The 14338-nt window shown below is 58.2% G+C and carries 20 protein-coding genes and 1 pseudogene; 4 read left to right on the top strand and 17 right to left on the bottom strand.

Going from position 1 to position 14338, the window contains the following annotated elements:
- Positions 1-131: 131 nt before the first annotated feature.
- The gene (locus tag KUF54_RS07230) at positions 132-1238 is read right to left on the bottom strand and encodes a site-specific integrase (protein ID WP_219345959.1); all 1107 of its coding nucleotides are present in this window, start codon (positions 1236-1238) and stop codon (positions 132-134) included.
- A gap of 339 nt (positions 1239-1577) precedes the next feature.
- Between KUF54_RS07230 and KUF54_RS07225 the strand changes: the two genes are divergently transcribed.
- Together KUF54_RS07225 and KUF54_RS07220 are read left to right on the top strand one after the other, a co-directional pair.
- Positions 1578-2561 (top strand): DNA-binding protein, encoded by a 984-nt coding sequence (locus KUF54_RS07225; RefSeq protein WP_219345958.1) that lies wholly within the window; start codon positions 1578-1580, stop codon positions 2559-2561.
- Positions 2562-2580: 19 nt separating this feature from the next.
- Positions 2581-2877, top strand: a complete 297-nt coding sequence (locus KUF54_RS07220; RefSeq protein WP_219345957.1) for a replication endonuclease — start codon at positions 2581-2583, stop codon at positions 2875-2877.
- 217 nt (positions 2878-3094) lie between these two features.
- Here the strand turns inward: KUF54_RS07220 and KUF54_RS07215 are convergent, their stop codons facing one another.
- Entirely contained in the window at positions 3095-3244 is a 150-nt protein-coding gene (locus tag KUF54_RS07215; RefSeq protein ID WP_219345956.1) for a hypothetical protein, read from the bottom strand.
- A 298-nt stretch (positions 3245-3542) separates the two neighbouring features.
- Positions 3543-6986: a hypothetical protein gene (locus KUF54_RS17400; protein WP_255576367.1), complete on the bottom strand. Its 3444-nt coding sequence runs from the start codon at positions 6984-6986 to the stop codon at positions 3543-3545.
- A gap of 293 nt (positions 6987-7279) precedes the next feature.
- Between KUF54_RS17400 and KUF54_RS07205 the strand changes: the two are divergent.
- Positions 7280-8230, top strand: a pseudogene (locus tag KUF54_RS07205) (IS3 family transposase).
- Between the two features lie 168 nt (positions 8231-8398).
- Positions 8399-8755: a hypothetical protein gene (locus KUF54_RS07200; RefSeq protein WP_219345955.1), complete on the top strand. Its 357-nt coding sequence runs from the start codon at positions 8399-8401 to the stop codon at positions 8753-8755.
- Positions 8756-8766: 11 nt separating this feature from the next.
- Here KUF54_RS07200 and KUF54_RS07195 read toward each other — a convergent pair whose 3' ends face one another.
- From KUF54_RS07195 to KUF54_RS07130, 14 genes are read right to left on the bottom strand one after another with little or no spacing between them, the layout of a single operon-like run.
- On the bottom strand, positions 8767-8937 hold the full coding sequence (locus KUF54_RS07195) for a hypothetical protein (RefSeq protein WP_219346459.1): 171 nt from the start codon (positions 8935-8937) through the stop codon (positions 8767-8769).
- 27 nt (positions 8938-8964) lie between these two features.
- Entirely contained in the window at positions 8965-9144 is a 180-nt protein-coding gene (locus KUF54_RS07190) for a hypothetical protein (protein ID WP_219345954.1), read from the bottom strand.
- Positions 9141-9302 (bottom strand): hypothetical protein, encoded by a 162-nt coding sequence (locus KUF54_RS07185; protein ID WP_169107246.1) that lies wholly within the window; start codon positions 9300-9302, stop codon positions 9141-9143. Before KUF54_RS07185 ends, KUF54_RS07190 begins: the two co-directional genes overlap by 4 nt.
- 11 nt (positions 9303-9313) lie before the next feature.
- Complete coding sequence (locus tag KUF54_RS07180) at positions 9314-9607, bottom strand: hypothetical protein (RefSeq protein WP_219345953.1); 294 nt, start codon at positions 9605-9607, stop codon at positions 9314-9316.
- Positions 9608-9610: 3 nt separating this feature from the next.
- Positions 9611-10009, bottom strand: a complete 399-nt coding sequence (locus KUF54_RS07175) for a hypothetical protein (RefSeq protein WP_219345952.1) — start codon at positions 10007-10009, stop codon at positions 9611-9613.
- Between the two features lie 9 nt (positions 10010-10018).
- Positions 10019-10696 (bottom strand): glycoside hydrolase family 104 protein, encoded by a 678-nt coding sequence (locus KUF54_RS07170; RefSeq protein WP_255576365.1) that lies wholly within the window; start codon positions 10694-10696, stop codon positions 10019-10021.
- Positions 10689-10901, bottom strand: a complete 213-nt coding sequence (locus KUF54_RS07165) for a hypothetical protein (protein ID WP_219345951.1) — start codon at positions 10899-10901, stop codon at positions 10689-10691. The genes KUF54_RS07170 and KUF54_RS07165 overlap by 8 nt, the downstream gene beginning before the upstream one ends.
- A gap of 12 nt (positions 10902-10913) precedes the next feature.
- Positions 10914-11444, bottom strand: coding sequence for a phage tail protein (locus tag KUF54_RS07160; RefSeq protein ID WP_255576363.1), 531 nt, complete (start codon positions 11442-11444; stop codon positions 10914-10916).
- On the bottom strand, positions 11441-12001 hold the full coding sequence (locus KUF54_RS07155) for a hypothetical protein (protein WP_219345949.1): 561 nt from the start codon (positions 11999-12001) through the stop codon (positions 11441-11443). Before KUF54_RS07155 ends, KUF54_RS07160 begins: the two co-directional genes overlap by 4 nt.
- Positions 12001-12594 (bottom strand): hypothetical protein, encoded by a 594-nt coding sequence (locus KUF54_RS07150; protein ID WP_219345948.1) that lies wholly within the window; start codon positions 12592-12594, stop codon positions 12001-12003. Before KUF54_RS07150 ends, KUF54_RS07155 begins: the two co-directional genes overlap by 1 nt.
- A complete protein-coding gene (locus tag KUF54_RS07145) occupies positions 12591-12974 on the bottom strand; it encodes a hypothetical protein (protein ID WP_219345947.1) in 384 nt (127 codons plus the stop codon). The genes KUF54_RS07150 and KUF54_RS07145 overlap by 4 nt, the downstream gene beginning before the upstream one ends.
- Complete coding sequence (locus tag KUF54_RS07140; RefSeq protein WP_219345946.1) at positions 12971-13258, bottom strand: hypothetical protein; 288 nt, start codon at positions 13256-13258, stop codon at positions 12971-12973. Before KUF54_RS07140 ends, KUF54_RS07145 begins: the two co-directional genes overlap by 4 nt.
- Positions 13259-13260: 2 nt before the next feature.
- Positions 13261-13497, bottom strand: coding sequence for a hypothetical protein (locus KUF54_RS07135; protein ID WP_219345945.1), 237 nt, complete (start codon positions 13495-13497; stop codon positions 13261-13263).
- A 9-nt stretch (positions 13498-13506) separates the two neighbouring features.
- Positions 13507-14337: a major capsid protein P2 gene (locus tag KUF54_RS07130; RefSeq protein ID WP_219345944.1), complete on the bottom strand. Its 831-nt coding sequence runs from the start codon at positions 14335-14337 to the stop codon at positions 13507-13509.
- Position 14338 lies beyond the last annotated feature (1 nt).

Raw genomic sequence — 14338 nt, 5'->3', positions numbered from 1 at the left:
CGGCGGCCATCAACCCGCTTGAGCCGCCACTTCAATGGGCATATTCAGGATTTATCAATCAGACTATTTTGTCGCTTATGGCTTTGGTAAAGCCATTCATTTGCACACTGGCAGGTGCACGGGCGTATCGCTCAATCCTCATCCATCATGCGTGCTGCCGGATTGCTCAAAGCGGTATCGGCACGGAAGTAACCAAGCACAGTGGCAACACTGTGATGGCCAGTCAGGGCCATGGTGTCAGGCAAGGAAAGGTTGCGTCTTCCGGCTTCCGTCACAAAGCCAGAGCGCAATGAATGCGCCGAAAAATCGCCTTCTACGCCTGCTAACTCACAGCGCTGCTTGACGATATTGCGAACCGCGGCGGGCGTCAGTGGCTCGGCCACATGCCCGCCTTTTCGAATGCGGCGAAAAATCGGTCCTTCCACAATTTGCGCGGCATATAGCCATGCCTTCAATGCCGCGGCTGAGCGGCCCGTCACAGGCTTGTGGTTTTCAGGTGCGTCTGAGCCGCTTTGATTGGTCTTGCTGTGGGCTAGCGTGTAGATAAACTCGTGCTCCCCAATGGCCCGCAAATAACGCATATCAGCGGCAGCCACTTCAGAGCGGCGGCGCCCGCCGCTGGCCCAGGCGAACAAGAGCAGGGCGCGGTCACGCTGTCCGCGCAGGCTTTCATCGCAGGTGGACAGTAACTCTTCCAGCAGATTGCGTGTCAACGCCTCTTTTTTTTGCGGCAAATCTCCGCGACGCGCATAGGCCTTGCGCGTGCGCGACATCAATTCTTTGACTGCACCGTCCTGACAAGGGTTGAGCATGGAATGAACTTGGTGCGCCTTAGACATCACTGCCATGCGATGCACCAGGGTGTTGTGTGAAAGTGGTCCTTTTTTGGCCTTGTAGCCTGCCGCGACTAACGCGTCATCAATCTCGACAGGCATCTCACTGATAAGGCCCGCGCCGGTCTGTCGCTGAGCATGGTCAATGATGAACTGCAGCACACAGGCGACTGTCAGCGGCAACTGCATGGGTTGATCCAGACGCAGCAGATACCAAGCAGCCCAGTAACGCATAGCGCTTTGATAGCTGCTGCGTGTGTTGGCCGATTCCCCTTCATGCAGCAACTCTTTGATAGCTTGATGCGCCTTGGATGTCAGCGGTGATGTCAGTGCGCCAGGCGTAGACAGACCTTCAGAGTGAAAAGGCACAGGGGTAGAGAAAGGGGAGCGCTTGCTGGAGTCCATATTGGTATTTTCGTCGCGAGAACCTCTATCAAGGAGAGCTTGCCGCTGCTGCGGGCTCACATTGCTCATAAATAGTTGCATCTTCAGTTTTTGGCTTATGCATGAGATGGACATGCTTCGTCAAACTGAAATGCTGAGGGATTTGGAAAAATTTGCCCATGAACAAACTAAAACAGCCACTGATGCTGCATTGATGGCATTAAATAGCTGTAATGTACGTTTTCATCTGTATGAAAATTTCATACGTAATATTTAATACATGACATGTATTGTGTATTACGTAAATTATAAATAGATCACGATAACAATCACTTATCGTGAGTTAAATTGCTTATTGATATGAATACAACTAAAACTACGTCGCGCGGTGTGCAAGAGTCCGATGTTTGGGCTGCAGCTGACGCTTTGATTGCCCAAGGCCTGCGTCCAACCATTGAGCGCGTTCGTCAGCACATTGGTCGCGGCTCTCCTAATACCGTGAGTCCTATGCTGGAGACGTGGTTTGCAACGCTGGGGCACAGGCTAGGTGTAGCAGGTGAGCAAGACCCATCAGTGCTGAAGTCCGTGCCAGACCCTGTTCAACGGCTTGCGCAGGATTTGTGGGATAGCGCCCAGGAAGAGGCGAAAAAATCCGCCTCTGTTGCTTTAGCCCAGCGTGAAGATGCATTGAAAGCGCAAGAGCAAGAGTTTGTGGCGCAGCAAGAGCAACTGGTTCAGCGTGAAGCCACCATGCAGGCTCAAAAAGAGGCCATGAATCAAGCCTTGCAGGCAGCGCAAAACCACGCTCAAGACTTGGCACGTCGATTGGATGAAATGCAGCAGCAACTGCAAGAGCGTGATCAACGCTTAGAAGAGTCTCGTGAAGAGCTGAGCAGCGCTGTGCGCCAACGTGATTTGCAGCAGCAAAAACACAGCGAAGAAATCCAATCCGCAGCTGCAGAGCGACAACGCATGGCTGAGCAATATGCAGGTAACGAACGCCACATGCTCAACGAAGTAGATCGCGCACGTCAGGAGCTGACAGCAGCCCGCAAAATGCAGCAAGAACAGGAACGCAAGGCTGAGGCGAGATATATCGAGCTGCAAAACCGCTTTGAACAATCTGAGCAAGAAATCCTAAACCTGCACACACAGCTGCAAAGCACCCAAAACAGCGCTGCACTGGCGCAAGAGCGTGCAGCTGACCTTAAAAGCTTGCTCGATGCTCAGCAAAGACTGGCTAGCTCAGCTGTACCGCAAGAATCAGCTGCAACACAACTTGCATCACGTCGAAGCAACCTTGCTGCCACACGTAGATCGATTAATCGACGTACCTTGCGTTGAGGGGTAAAGAGGATGGAAAGTGCATTTAGTGGCTTGGCCCGATGGATCGCTGACCGATACTGGGCAAGCTTGGTTGCTGGCGACCTGGCAAAAGCTGTGCAACAAGTGGAGCCGCGATAAGGTCAAGGTGATGGGCTTCCACGTGGCCGAGCCGAACCATGATGGGTGCCCGCATTGGCACATGCTGTTGTGGTGCGATCCGCAGCACGTCGAATCCATGCGCAAACGGTGGCTCAAAGACTGCGGGGACGACCCCGGCGCCGACAAACACCGCAGCAAAACCATATTGATGGAAGCAGGCGGGGCCACGGGCTAAATAGCAAAAAACATTGACGATGTGCATGTGCCGGATGGGCATTTGGACTATGAGACACCGCAGCAGAAATTGGTAGCGAACTTGCTGCGTGACGTGGAATTCAAGCCGAGCCCGCGCGTCTAAGCTTGGGACACTGCCTAGTGCATTTGGCAATTCCAACCCATAGGACAGCTCAGCGTCACGGTGTGGCGCGAGTTGTGGGCATGTCCGGGCTGGGTCAGATACCGTCATTCACATATTGCTGGCGGCGCAGCGATGCGGCGATCAGTGGCATGCTTGGCGCAAGTACATGAAAACTCAGGGCGGGCCATTGCAGGGCCGAGACGGTTACCGCCTGGGCATGTTCTATATAGAGAGGGAATGTCAAGGCCGCTATGACAAAGCTGACCGCAAGGTGCCTTGTGGGGTATCAGATCGGCGTCACCAAGGGGCAGGTGCCGTGCGTGGGGCGGGGAGGTCAGGCGTCGCTCCTTAAATAACTGTACGCGGTCACTGCGTGCTGTGGTCAATCAGTTGGCCAATGTGCGGGCGTGGTACGGTTTGGGGCGTAATTTCAATGAAAAAAGCCCCAGATGCATCCCGCACCGGGGGCCGCTGTGGGCGTTGCGGCAGTTAGCCGCTGCGCTCGACCCTAGGTACAGGCCGAAGGCAGGTGGGCAGTGTCTTTAGAACACATAACGCAGCTTGAGCGAGCCGGCGACGCCTTCGCGCTTGCCCATATAGCCTTGCAGTCCCACGGCCAGGGTCAGGGCCTGGCTGGTAGACAGTGGGTGCATGGCCACACCCAGCTCCAACACACCGGTGTTGCCGCGCAGCGAGGGCTGCTCGATCGCCATGTCATAGGCGCTGCCCGGGGCACCGCCTTGGAACTCTCGCTCCCAGGCCAGACCAACATAGGGGGTGATGCGGGGGGTGTAGGCGTAGTGCCAGCGTGCGCCCAGGCGCATGCGCGAACTCAGCGATGCCCCCAGCTCCAGCACATCGTTGCCAATGGCCACTTTGTCCGCGCCCGTCTTGCCCCAGCTGTAGCGGCCATAGACATCCAGCGACTGCTGGACGCCCAAGCGCCAGACATAGCCCGCCCCGGCCATGGCGCCGTAATAGGTCGAGCGACTGGAGTAGGCGCCGCGCACGCCCTCGGCATCGGTCAGGTCGTTGCTGTCAAAACTGGTCTTGGCACGGCCGCCGCGCAATGCGGCATTCAGGTACAGGCCACTGGGGGCGCTGAGCTCCGGGGTGGCAATGGCGTGCCCCCCGGCATCCGTATCAGCCCCCGTGCCGGCCACCGCCACATGGGCCATCAGGCCCAGGCCGGTGTAGCTGGAGTCGCCATGGCCACGCACCACGCCTGCGCTGGCAAAGTGGTTGTAGCTGTCGAACTTGCCCTGGCCATGCTCCACAAAAGCGCCCAGCATCAACGCACTGCGGTCGGCCAGGGTCAAGCCCTTGGCCAGGCCCCAGGCCAGGCTGACGCCACGCACATCCACATGTGAGCCGGAGTGGTAGCGGCTGGAGCCGGCATCGCTAGCCAAGAATGCGCCCGCTCCTCCGGCGCCCAGACTCAGGCGTGCGGCGTTGATGGCCTGGTCGCTGACCATGTCTGCGCCCTGGTTGACCGCTGCCGCACCGGCGGCACGACCTTCCAAAAATGCCTTGGAGGTCGGGTTGAGGCGACCCGCTGGAGTGGGAGTGGGAGTGGGAGTGGGAGTGGGAGTGGTATCGGTCTTGCCATCCATCGTGAGGACCAAGGCATCGCCCGTCACCGCCAAGCTGGCGTCATAGGTGATGAAATGGCCTTGATTGACCTTGGCGGTGTTCAGCGTGGGTGTGCCTGTGGCTTTGTTGATCAGCGTCACCGTATCGCCCACGTTAAGGCGGTTGCCATCGTTCTCCATGGCAACGCTGTGCTGGGTGGCCGTGAGGTTGACTTTGTCGCTGCCCGTGATGGTGACCAGCGTATCGCGGTTGACCACATCCTTGGGCAGCAGCCAGTGGTAGTTCTCGAAGTTGTAGATGCCGGTCACAGCGCCCCGGTAGCCAAGAAGGTTCAAGGTGTTGCCGCGGAAGGCGCGGCTGTGGTTCACCAGGCCCGCACCATCCACGCTATAGCCGCCGTAGACCGAACCGCCAATGGTGATATGCGTGCCCACCAGCGTGACAGTGTTGTTTTGCACCAAGCTGCCCAAGCCGTCAGTACCTGCATTGCCTTTTTGACCACCCTGGCTGTAGCCCCCATAGACATTGCCCGGAATCAACGATGTCCCCGCAATACGGACCGTGTTGGCACTGACATCGCCACCTGCGCCACCAGGGGCCGTGGCGGTGCCGGAGAAGGAGGTGGCTCCTCCTCCGGCACCGCCACTGCTGAGGCCGCCGAAGACCGAGCCGCCGCCAAGGCCACCACCACCACCACCAGAAGCACTCCCGCCCGCGCCACCGGCAGCGCCGGTCAGGGTGACGTTGGTGAGGTTGACGGTGTTGGCACTGACAGCACCACCTGCACCACCCGAGGCTGTGGCGTCGCCAGTGGAGAGGGAGGAGGCTACTCCGCCGGCAGCGCCGCTGCTGAGGCCACCGAAGACCGAGCCGCCGCCAAGGCCACCACCACCACTACCAAAAGAAGCACTCCCGCCCGCGCCACCGGCAGCGCCGGTCAGGGTGACGTTGGTGAGGTTGACGGTGTTGGCACTGACAGCACCGCCCGCACCACCCGAGGCTGTGGCGTCGCCGGTGGAGGAGGCGTATCCGCCGGCAGCGCCGCTGCTGAGACCGCCGAAGACCGAGCCGCCTCCAAGGCCACCACCACCACCACCACCACCAAGAACAGTAAGCCCGCCCGAGCCACCTTCAGCACCGCTCAGGGTGACGTTGGTGAGCGCGACGGTGTTGGTACTGACTGCACCGCCCGCACCACCCGAGGCCGTGGAGGAGGAGGCGGTGGTGGATCCGGCATATTTGCCGGCAGCGCCACTGCTGAGGCCACCGAAAACCGAGCCGCCGCCAAGGCCACCACCACCACTACCAAAAGTAGCACTCCCGCCCGCGCCACCGGCAGCGCCGGTCAGGGTGACGTTGGTGAGGGTGACGGTGTTGGCACTGACAGCACCGCCTGCACCACCCGAGGCTGTGGCGTCGCCCGTGGAGGTGGCTAATCCGCCGGTAGCGCCGCTGCTGAGGCCACCGAAGACCGAGCCGCCTCCAAGGCCACCACCACCACCACCACCAACATAAGTAGCACTCCCGCCCGCGCCACCTTCAGCACCGCTCAGGGTGACGTTGGTGAGCGTGACGGTGTTGGCACTGACTGCACCGCCCGCACCACCCGAGGCTGTGGTGTCGCCAGTGGAGGAGTCGGTAGCTCCGCCGGCAGCGCCGCTGCTGAGACCGCCGAAGACCGAGCCGCCGCCAAGGCCACCACCACCACCACCACCATAAGCAGGACTCCCGCCCGCGCCACCGACAGCGCCGGTCAGGGTGACGTTGGTGAGGGTGACGGTGTTGTCACTGACAGCACCGCCTGCACCACCCGAGGCTGTGGCGTCGCCAGTGGAGGAGGATGAGGAGTTTCCGCCGGCACCGCCGGTGCTGAGACCGCCGAAGGCAACGCCGCCTCCAAGGCCACCACCACCACCACCACCATAAGCAGGACTCCCGCCCGCGCCACCGACAGCGCCGGTCAGGGTGACATTGGTGAGGGTGACGGAGTTGTCACTGACAGCACCGCCCGCACCACCCGAGGCTGTGGCGTCGCCAGTGGAGGAGGATGAGGAGTATCCGCCGGCACCGCCGCTGCTGAGACCGCCGAAGGCAACGCCGCCTCCAAGGCCACCACCACCACCACCGCCGCCACCGCCGCCACCGCCCCCACCAGCAGGCCCGGTGAGAATGGTGGTCCCCATGGGGTTTAGATACAATTTGTTGGCAATATCTTTACCCTTGCCACCTTCTGGATCGAGGCCGTCATTGCCTTCCGTTCCCTGGTTCACAGCATCTGTCGCAGAATGAATAAAGCTCGATGTGCCCGGAGCACCGCCAGCGGCCCATGCGGTGGTTGACAATAAAAATGCCGATGCAACGGCTGCCGCAATAGGGCTTAAACGAAAATACATAAATTCTTTGGGTGGTGTGCTGGGAAGGGGCGCATACAACCGCGATGGCGATCGCTCACATCGGTATGGCCTGAGGACTGAATGGTGAATATCTGTTGATATTTGTATCCACTTTATTCAATACCCCTTGAGCTGTCTATCACTGAAATCAGTGATTTTTTGATGTAACCCTTACATAGACCCACTGTTTTTCTTTGTTAATCGACCAGAGTTTTGTAGAGAGTTCGCAGCCTCCTATTTCCGTTCAAATAGAGGTCCATATGAACGCACAACGCTAGCCAGAAGAACTCAGGATTGAAGCGGTCAAGCAAATCTTGGAACACGGCCACAGCGTAGCCGGCGTCTCACGCCGTTTAGGAGCAAGACGCATAGTCTGTACAAATGGATTCGACTCCAGCAAATGCCTTCAGAGCAAGTGAGTCAAAGCGAAGAGTTAAGCCGCATCAAGGCAGAACTGAAACGTGTTGCTGAGCAGCCTGACATCCTAAAAAAGCGGCGGCGTACTTCGCTCGCCAGTGCTACTGAAGTACGCCTTCATTGCCAACCACCAAGTGATTTACAGCGTTGTGCGCATGTGCCGTATGCTGCAATTGCACCCAGTGGTTACTACGCGTGGATGGCAGGGCCGCGATGAGCAGCGTCTGTTGGGTTTAATCAAGCAAGCGTGGCTAGAAAGCGGTGGCGTGTATGGCTATCGCAAGTTAACGCTGGGCATGCGTGACTTGGGCGAGACGAGACCTGCAGCAGGCACCGAGTGGCTGATCTACACCACCTACATCCAAACCGATGAGGGTTGGTTGTATCTGGCGACGGTGATTGACCTGTTCTCGTGCTAATTGCTGGGGTAGTCAACGGGTAGCCTCATCGATACACAGTTGCCATTAGATGTATTGAATATAGCGCTCTGGTGCAGAAGACCACGTAATACCGTGACTGTGCATTCCGACTAAGGCTGCCCATTTACAAGCCATGAATGGAAAAAGTTCTTGGCCAACCATAATTTGCAGCCCAGCATGAGCAGGCGCGGAAACTGTCACGACAATGCAGTTGCCGAAAGCTTCTTCCAGTTGTTGAAACGGGAGCGCATTCGAATAAAAATCTTTTCGACGAAGCAAGAAGCGCACAGCGATCTCTTCAACTACGTCGAAATGTTCTACAACCCCATCCTCAGGCATTCGTTTGAGGATGGCCTGTCTCCCATAGAGTTCAAGAAACGCAATTCCGTGAGGCTGTTAGCTATCTAGGAAAAGCTGCTCGATACAAAAGCAAAAATTCGCCCTAGTGGTTCGGCGATCGCAGAATATCTACTAGATACGATGTATATTATGTTTAATCACATACACTACTAATAAGATAGCAGCATCCCCTTGCCGGACGCATGTTACAGCTTGATGCATTGCTAATATTTAGACATGTTCAGAGCACCATACCCCGCCCATCTGCCACATTTCAACTACGTGCTGGACAACGTGCCCGGCTCCTTCGAGCAAAAGGCTCGGCTGCTAAATATTGCACCAGCAACGCTGCGCAAATATCGAAAGCAAGGACAGGCTCCCAGACCTATCCACCTGGCCTTGTTTTGGGAGTCCGTTTGGGGCATCAGCACCATTGAAACCACCGCCGCCAATCAGGCATCAAGATACTTTGCATGTTGGCAAGCGGCCAAGCGCGATAACGCCCGACTTGTCAAGCAAATGTTGACAATAGAACAAGAGCTTTCAGCGCAAAAAAATGGGGCCGCGAACGGCCCCATCTTCCAAATTGGCTGAAATCAGCGTTTTTATGAACCCGGCCCCAGTGGATTAGGAACCCCGGCCCACTGGCGCTTAATCCAGTCGCGCAGCGCAGGCACTTGCCCAATGACTGCCGCAGCGATGATGGCCCCACCCATCACAATCAGTGCCTCTCGGGCCAGCACTACTGGCCCCGGTATGAATCCTGGCACCTTCATTTGCGCTTCTTAAAGCGGCCCTTGCTGTCACGCTTGGGCGTGCTGCGTTTCTTTGCCATTGCTTTTCCCCTTGGTTAAGTCATCAATACGGCTATGAGCCTTGTCCACCTTGGCATGCAGCCGGGCCAGATCAGCCCGTATGCCTGCATAGACGGCTAAGGCTGGCCCCACAATTGCCAGCAGCGGGCGCAGCTCATCACCCGTCATTTGCGCTCGGCCAGCACGATTGCACCCAAAGCGGCCACGCCGCCCACGATCTGGCCCACGGCACCCACTGCGGCTTCTGGCACGCCGAACAAGATGCCCAGCGCAGACAAACCCGCCCATGTGGACGGCTCACGTAAACGATTCCAAATCTTGCCCATAGCTCCCCCCTTTAGTCCCACAGATATTTGATGAAATCCCCGGCCGGGCAGTCGAAAGACGCGTCCCAAGTCCGGCCCTCTGCTTTTGCTCTCTCACACTTGGTCATGTTGGTGGCAGGGATGCCGAAAATCTCGCCCACGCCCACCACAGTCCCGCCAATCACGCCGTCTGCCAAGTCCACCACGGCCCCGCCGATGTACTGGCCCGCGTTGCTGGCACTGGTGTTGCTGGCCCGCGTTACGGCCCATACCAGCGCCGCCGCAACGACGCTGCCCGCAATGAGGTACAGGTGCTGGCTTTTCATGGCTTACCAGCTCCCCGACGCGCCGCCGCCCCACAGGCTGTAGCCGTTGCTTTCCACGCCGCCGTAAGTCATGCCCAAGCCGGAGTTATCCCGCGACAGGCCCAAGCCGGTGCCGGTGCCCTTGCTGCCGCCCACAGTGACGTTATCGGCGCCGAAGCCCAAGCTATCCAACGCGCCATCAAACAGGCCATAGCCGATGCTTGCGCCATTGAAGTTGAACCAAGGCGAGTAATAGTTGGTGGCAGGCGTTTTGCCGACGCCGGTCAAACCTGCGCCGGTGCCCGCTGCGCTGACGGCCTTTTTGACCGCGCCGCCGATGTTGATGCCTTGGCTTTTGACGATCATGTAAACCGCCACGCCTGCAAGGCCCAGCACCAGCAATTCATCTTTTTTGACTGCCATGCCTGCCCCTTAGTAGCTGCTGCCGCCAGCTTCGACGTAGACGGCCCGCGCCGTGTCCATGCTGATGACGGGTTGACCGTAGGGACTGCCGGGCATGCTGGCCCATTCCCATGCGATTTTTTTAACAGCCACTTCAAAGCGGCCTGCCTTGATGTCTTCAAGCGCGTTTCGGGCTGCAATGCGGCCCACTGCGCCTAAGTCTTGATTCGCTGGCGAAAAGCCGCGCAGGCCCATGATTCGGGCTGTTTCGTCCCATGTGCTGCTCAGGAACTGATAAGCGCCTGCAGCCGTGCTGGTGTAGCGGCCTTTGGTGACTTTGATGCGCGGATGATCAGCGAAGCCCTCAAAGAGCTGGCCGCCAAAAATCCGGCGATATCCCGCCTCGTCCGCTGTGCCCTCCCCGCGCCGAATAACGCGAAGCAAGGCGCGCACGTTGGGGTGCGCTACGTCTGCCGCTGTGACGCGGCTCATGTTGGATAGTTTCAAGCTGCCCCCCGTCAGGCTATCAATGACTTCCGCCGCGCCTTGCGTGACGGTGTTGGACGCGCTTTCCACGTCCGTCCATGTGTCGCTTTCCCAATCGCTGCCGCCTTCGTCCAGATCAACGGTTTCTTGCTGCTTGCGGTACATGACCCAAGCACCAACGGCCAACAAGCCAGCGGCTGCGATCAGGTAGGCGCTACGCATCAACCAAGGTCCATGCGCCGTCTGCGAATACAAGCACCTTGCCCTCTACGAACATTCGTTCAAACTCGTTATTGAGCTTGGGCAACTCAAGATCAGTGGCATAGGCCGGAATCAGGTAAACGCCGGGCTCCAACGGGCTTTCAAAGCCGTCGCTAGTGCCCAAGTACTGACCGGTGCTCTCGTCGTAATGGTGGATTTGCTTCATGCGTGCCCCGGCTTAGCTGTACTTGATGATGGTCAGGACGGCCACGTTGCGTGGGCGGTTTTCTGCTGCTGTTGGAACTTGGCGGGATGCATCAAGTGAAACGCCAAACCCCCTCGCCTGTGCGCTTGTCGGGCCTGCTACCGTGTATCCATAACTACCAGCAGGAGCAAGTGCCCCACTCCCCCCCGCCGCAAATGTTGCGGCGTACTCACCCGCCAGCGCTCCCGATATATTTCGGATTGCATCACCCTGCGCACTGCCAATGGCCCGCCCCGCATCCACACCGCGCCCGCGATCAGCGCCGCGCAGGAACTCGCCTCGCAGGTCCGGCAGATTGAACGTGGTTGCGCCATCGCCTGCACCGTAGTTGGTGCCGATAGATGCAAACAATGTGCCGTAAGTTGCACGGCTGATGGCTGCGCCGTTGCACTCCAGCCAGCCTGACGGAATCACACCCGCCGCGCAATATGCGATTTGACCCGCCATAAATTCGTCGCCTTCGTTGTAGATGCCGTCTGTACCGGCGTTGTAGATGAAGCTCATCCCATTAGCTCCTGCACCTTGACGATGCCCGCCCCGCCCTCGCTCACGCCGTACCATGCGGCGCTTGGCGCTTCGCTTTCCAGCAGCATTTCGCCTGGCTTGATCTTTAAGCAGCCGTTGACCAGATCAACGCCGACGCCGCCCAAATAAACGATGGTTGTGCCACTGTTCAAAAAACGAATGCCCCGACGCTTGGCGTTGGCTGGCACCAGCAGCGTGGCATCAACGCCAATTGGCACAGGCCCGGTATTTGCAATGGCCGTGGCCGTAGCCAGATTCACAGTGCCGGTATAGCGGTCATAGCCGCCGTCGCCGTCAGAAATTGCGACTTTGACCAGTTGCGGCCCGCCCAGCGTTATGATTTGAACGGCATCAAAACCGCCGTCCGGCGTGGTGTAAAAACCCGCCTCCACGGCTTGTGCGTCATAGACCACGCGGCCTTGTCGAATCACGCTCAGATTGACAGGCGACACGCATTCCATCAGGCGGATATAGCGGCCGGTGCCATTGAGCCAAAAGCTTTGTTCCGGGTAAACGATTTGAGATAGCGTGCGCATTACTTGGCCTTATTCACGAACGCCAGCCCAGCGACTGCCGCCACGGCAATCACCATGATGGTTTTGTTATCAATGGTCCCCTTTGCCTCTGTCTGCGCTTGTGCGTAGGCATCAGCCACGCTTTTTTGCGTCTGGCCGATCAGGCCTTGACCTTGGCTAAACCAGTCGCCCGCCGTGTCCAGCAACTTGGTGAAGTTGTCGGAATTGGTGGCGTTATTGATGTTGATGGAATTCAGCGCACCATCAATGGTGTTGCTGTTGTTGCTCAGCATTCCCTTGAAGGCAGCGTCCACCGTATCCAGCCCGCGACCAATCAGCCCGCCATCCATCACAGAAATATCTGTTGATGTGTTGCTGCTGTAGTTGGTGGTTGCTTCGTATTTACTGGTGCTGCTGGCATCAATCCAATTGCCACTTGAAGAAGACAGGCCCACGCCGTCTTGCACTGCGGTGCGGTTGTCGTAGGTGTTTGATTGCTGGCTGCTTTCAGAGTCACCACCGCCGCCGCAAACAACGCCGCCGCCCAGCTTGGCGCGTGTCACGCCATCGCCCAAAGGCAGACCGAATTCATAGAGTTTTTGCCGCGAAGTCATGCCGCGAGTTCCTTCACACAGATCAGCTCTTGTGGCCCGTAGCCCATGCGGGCCATTTTTCGGGCAACTGCCGGTTTAGCGGTATGAAACCGAATCGAACGAACGCCGCAAAAACGGGCTTCAATCGCAGGCATGCAGGTTTGAATCATGTCCACGCCCTGCAGCTCTGCAGCCGCCGCCACAATCACGCCCTGCCGTCCCTTGGCTGTGCTGTCAACGCGCAGCAAGAATGCACCGACGCAAGCACCCTCATGCATGATTCGGTACAGCTTTGCGCCGTGCAGCCACTGCCGGTGCAGGTCTTGCAGGGTTGCCGATGCCAGCGCACGCCCCAGCCAATGCGCGGCATCGTCCCCCCACTCCCCCGGCACTAAACTCATTTTTTGCGGGTCATGCGCCATACGACCATCGCCCCCACAAACAGCACCGCATAAGGCAGGTATGCATCAAAGGCGCTTGATTGCGACTCAGCGCGAGCGCTGTCGATATTCCCCGGCCCAAAATTCACATTCCAGCCGGAGTTGTCGTATTTGTTGGCCTGAGTACCCGAGGCCATACCGGGGGTGCCGTTGACAGCACCACCCAGCCCCATCGCAAACATGCCCGCAACGTTGGCCCAAGGATTCATGGCCGATGCGCCCGCTGCTACAGCTTCGCCCGCCATTTTTAGTCCTTGGTCATGATGACGATCACAGCAACTGCGCCGATTAGCAGCAGTGTTGGCGAGATCGTCAGGCCTTGACGGCCTGCATTGATAGACGCTTGGCCCTCTTGGTACATGCCCAACTGGCCCAGCGCCTGCAATTGCATCTTCTGGATTTCGAAAGGCTGCACCAGCTTGTTATCGGCGTATTTATTGATCAGGCTGCCTGAAACCTGTTGAGCCCAAGTACCCCAATCCATAGCGCCCCCTTACAGGTTGCCCAGCGGATCGAGATATTCGACCAGCACCACACCGCTATCAGCCGCCGAGAAATCGAACAGCCATTCCAGCGAACGCGCTTGGCGTGTGTCCAGCGCCTTGACCACAGCACCGTCCACGCAGAAATCCAGCGTGTAGACGTTTGCTTGAGGCACGCGGCCTTGGCTCTTTTGCTCGTACTCGTTTTCAGCCTTCACTGACTCATGAATGACGAGGCCGTCTTCTTTGACGGTTGCGCCAGTCAGGTTGCCAGTGTGGAAAACGTGCAGGCGCTTGATGATCGAACCCGAGCCGGGGCCAAAAGGCACGTTCACAGGCAAGCGACCGCCCGTGGCTTGGCTGTACGGATAGCGCAGCAGCTTGCACATCAGCGGGGCATAAGGCGCATATTCGCCAGAGCTCAACTTTTGCTGCGCCGATTCGACCAGGATGGGCTGCAGCGTTGGAGCCGTGGCACCGGCAATCTGCACCTCAGTGGTGATATTGCTGATACCCCGAGAGGTATCGAACGCACCCACCATTCGGTCGAACTCGTTATTGAGCTGGTAATCCGCGAATGCAATATCCAGAAAACCGGCATCCAGCGGAGTGCCACGGTAGGCATTGATTTTGTCCAGCTCTGCGCCCGACGCTTCAATGATGACCTTGCCATTCGCCTTGATCTTGATCAGCGACAGCATGGCCTTTGTGAAGGTGGTGCCGCCCAAGCGCAAACGCAGGGTTTCCAAGGTACGGCCCGGCGTAACTTGGTTGGTTGCGGTGCCAGTGGGCACCACGTTGGAGAAAGGCAGGCCGTAGCGGTTAAGTTTTCCGACGCTCATG

The organism is Comamonas sp. Y33R10-2, from assembly GCF_019355935.1.
GTDB lineage: Bacteria > Pseudomonadota > Gammaproteobacteria > Burkholderiales > Burkholderiaceae_C > Comamonas.
The sequence above is the reverse complement of the archived record's forward strand: the minus strand, read 5'-3'. Positions and strand labels throughout refer to the sequence as shown.

Bases quoted from the DNA above. Each gene is read 5' to 3' on its own strand.
- KUF54_RS07170 (WP_255576365.1), bottom strand. From the start codon at position 10,696: ATGCGTAGCGCCTACCTGATCGCAGCCGCTGGCTTGTTGGCCGTTGGT.
- KUF54_RS07230 (WP_219345959.1), bottom strand. From the start codon at position 1,238: ATGGACTCCAGCAAGCGCTCCCCTTTCTCTACCCCTGTGCCTTTTCAC.
- KUF54_RS07180 (WP_219345953.1), bottom strand. From the start codon at position 9,607: ATGAAAAGCCAGCACCTGTACCTCATTGCGGGCAGCGTCGTTGCGGCG.
- KUF54_RS07225 (WP_219345958.1), top strand. From the start codon at position 1,578: ATGAATACAACTAAAACTACGTCGCGCGGTGTGCAAGAGTCCGATGTT.
- KUF54_RS07185 (WP_169107246.1), bottom strand. From the start codon at position 9,302: ATGGGCAAGATTTGGAATCGTTTACGTGAGCCGTCCACATGGGCGGGT.
- KUF54_RS07140 (WP_219345946.1), bottom strand. From the start codon at position 13,258: ATGGCGGGCGAAGCTGTAGCAGCGGGCGCATCGGCCATGAATCCTTGG.
- KUF54_RS07135 (WP_219345945.1), bottom strand. From the start codon at position 13,497: ATGGATTGGGGTACTTGGGCTCAACAGGTTTCAGGCAGCCTGATCAAT.
- KUF54_RS07150 (WP_219345948.1), bottom strand. From the start codon at position 12,594: ATGACTTCGCGGCAAAAACTCTATGAATTCGGTCTGCCTTTGGGCGAT.
- KUF54_RS07160 (WP_255576363.1), bottom strand. From the start codon at position 11,444: ATGAGCTTCATCTACAACGCCGGTACAGACGGCATCTACAACGAAGGC.
- KUF54_RS07130 (WP_219345944.1), bottom strand. From the start codon at position 14,337: ATGAGCGTCGGAAAACTTAACCGCTACGGCCTGCCTTTCTCCAACGTG.
- KUF54_RS07165 (WP_219345951.1), bottom strand. From the start codon at position 10,901: ATGAAGCAAATCCACCATTACGACGAGAGCACCGGTCAGTACTTGGGC.
- KUF54_RS07200 (WP_219345955.1), top strand. From the start codon at position 8,399: ATGTTCAGAGCACCATACCCCGCCCATCTGCCACATTTCAACTACGTG.
- KUF54_RS07145 (WP_219345947.1), bottom strand. From the start codon at position 12,974: ATGAGTTTAGTGCCGGGGGAGTGGGGGGACGATGCCGCGCATTGGCTG.
- KUF54_RS07190 (WP_219345954.1), bottom strand. From the start codon at position 9,144: ATGACGGGTGATGAGCTGCGCCCGCTGCTGGCAATTGTGGGGCCAGCC.
- KUF54_RS07195 (WP_219346459.1), bottom strand. From the start codon at position 8,937: ATGAAGGTGCCAGGATTCATACCGGGGCCAGTAGTGCTGGCCCGAGAG.
- KUF54_RS17400 (WP_255576367.1), bottom strand. From the start codon at position 6,986: ATGTATTTTCGTTTAAGCCCTATTGCGGCAGCCGTTGCATCGGCATTT.
- KUF54_RS07175 (WP_219345952.1), bottom strand. From the start codon at position 10,009: ATGGCAGTCAAAAAAGATGAATTGCTGGTGCTGGGCCTTGCAGGCGTG.
- KUF54_RS07155 (WP_219345949.1), bottom strand. From the start codon at position 12,001: ATGCGCACGCTATCTCAAATCGTTTACCCGGAACAAAGCTTTTGGCTC.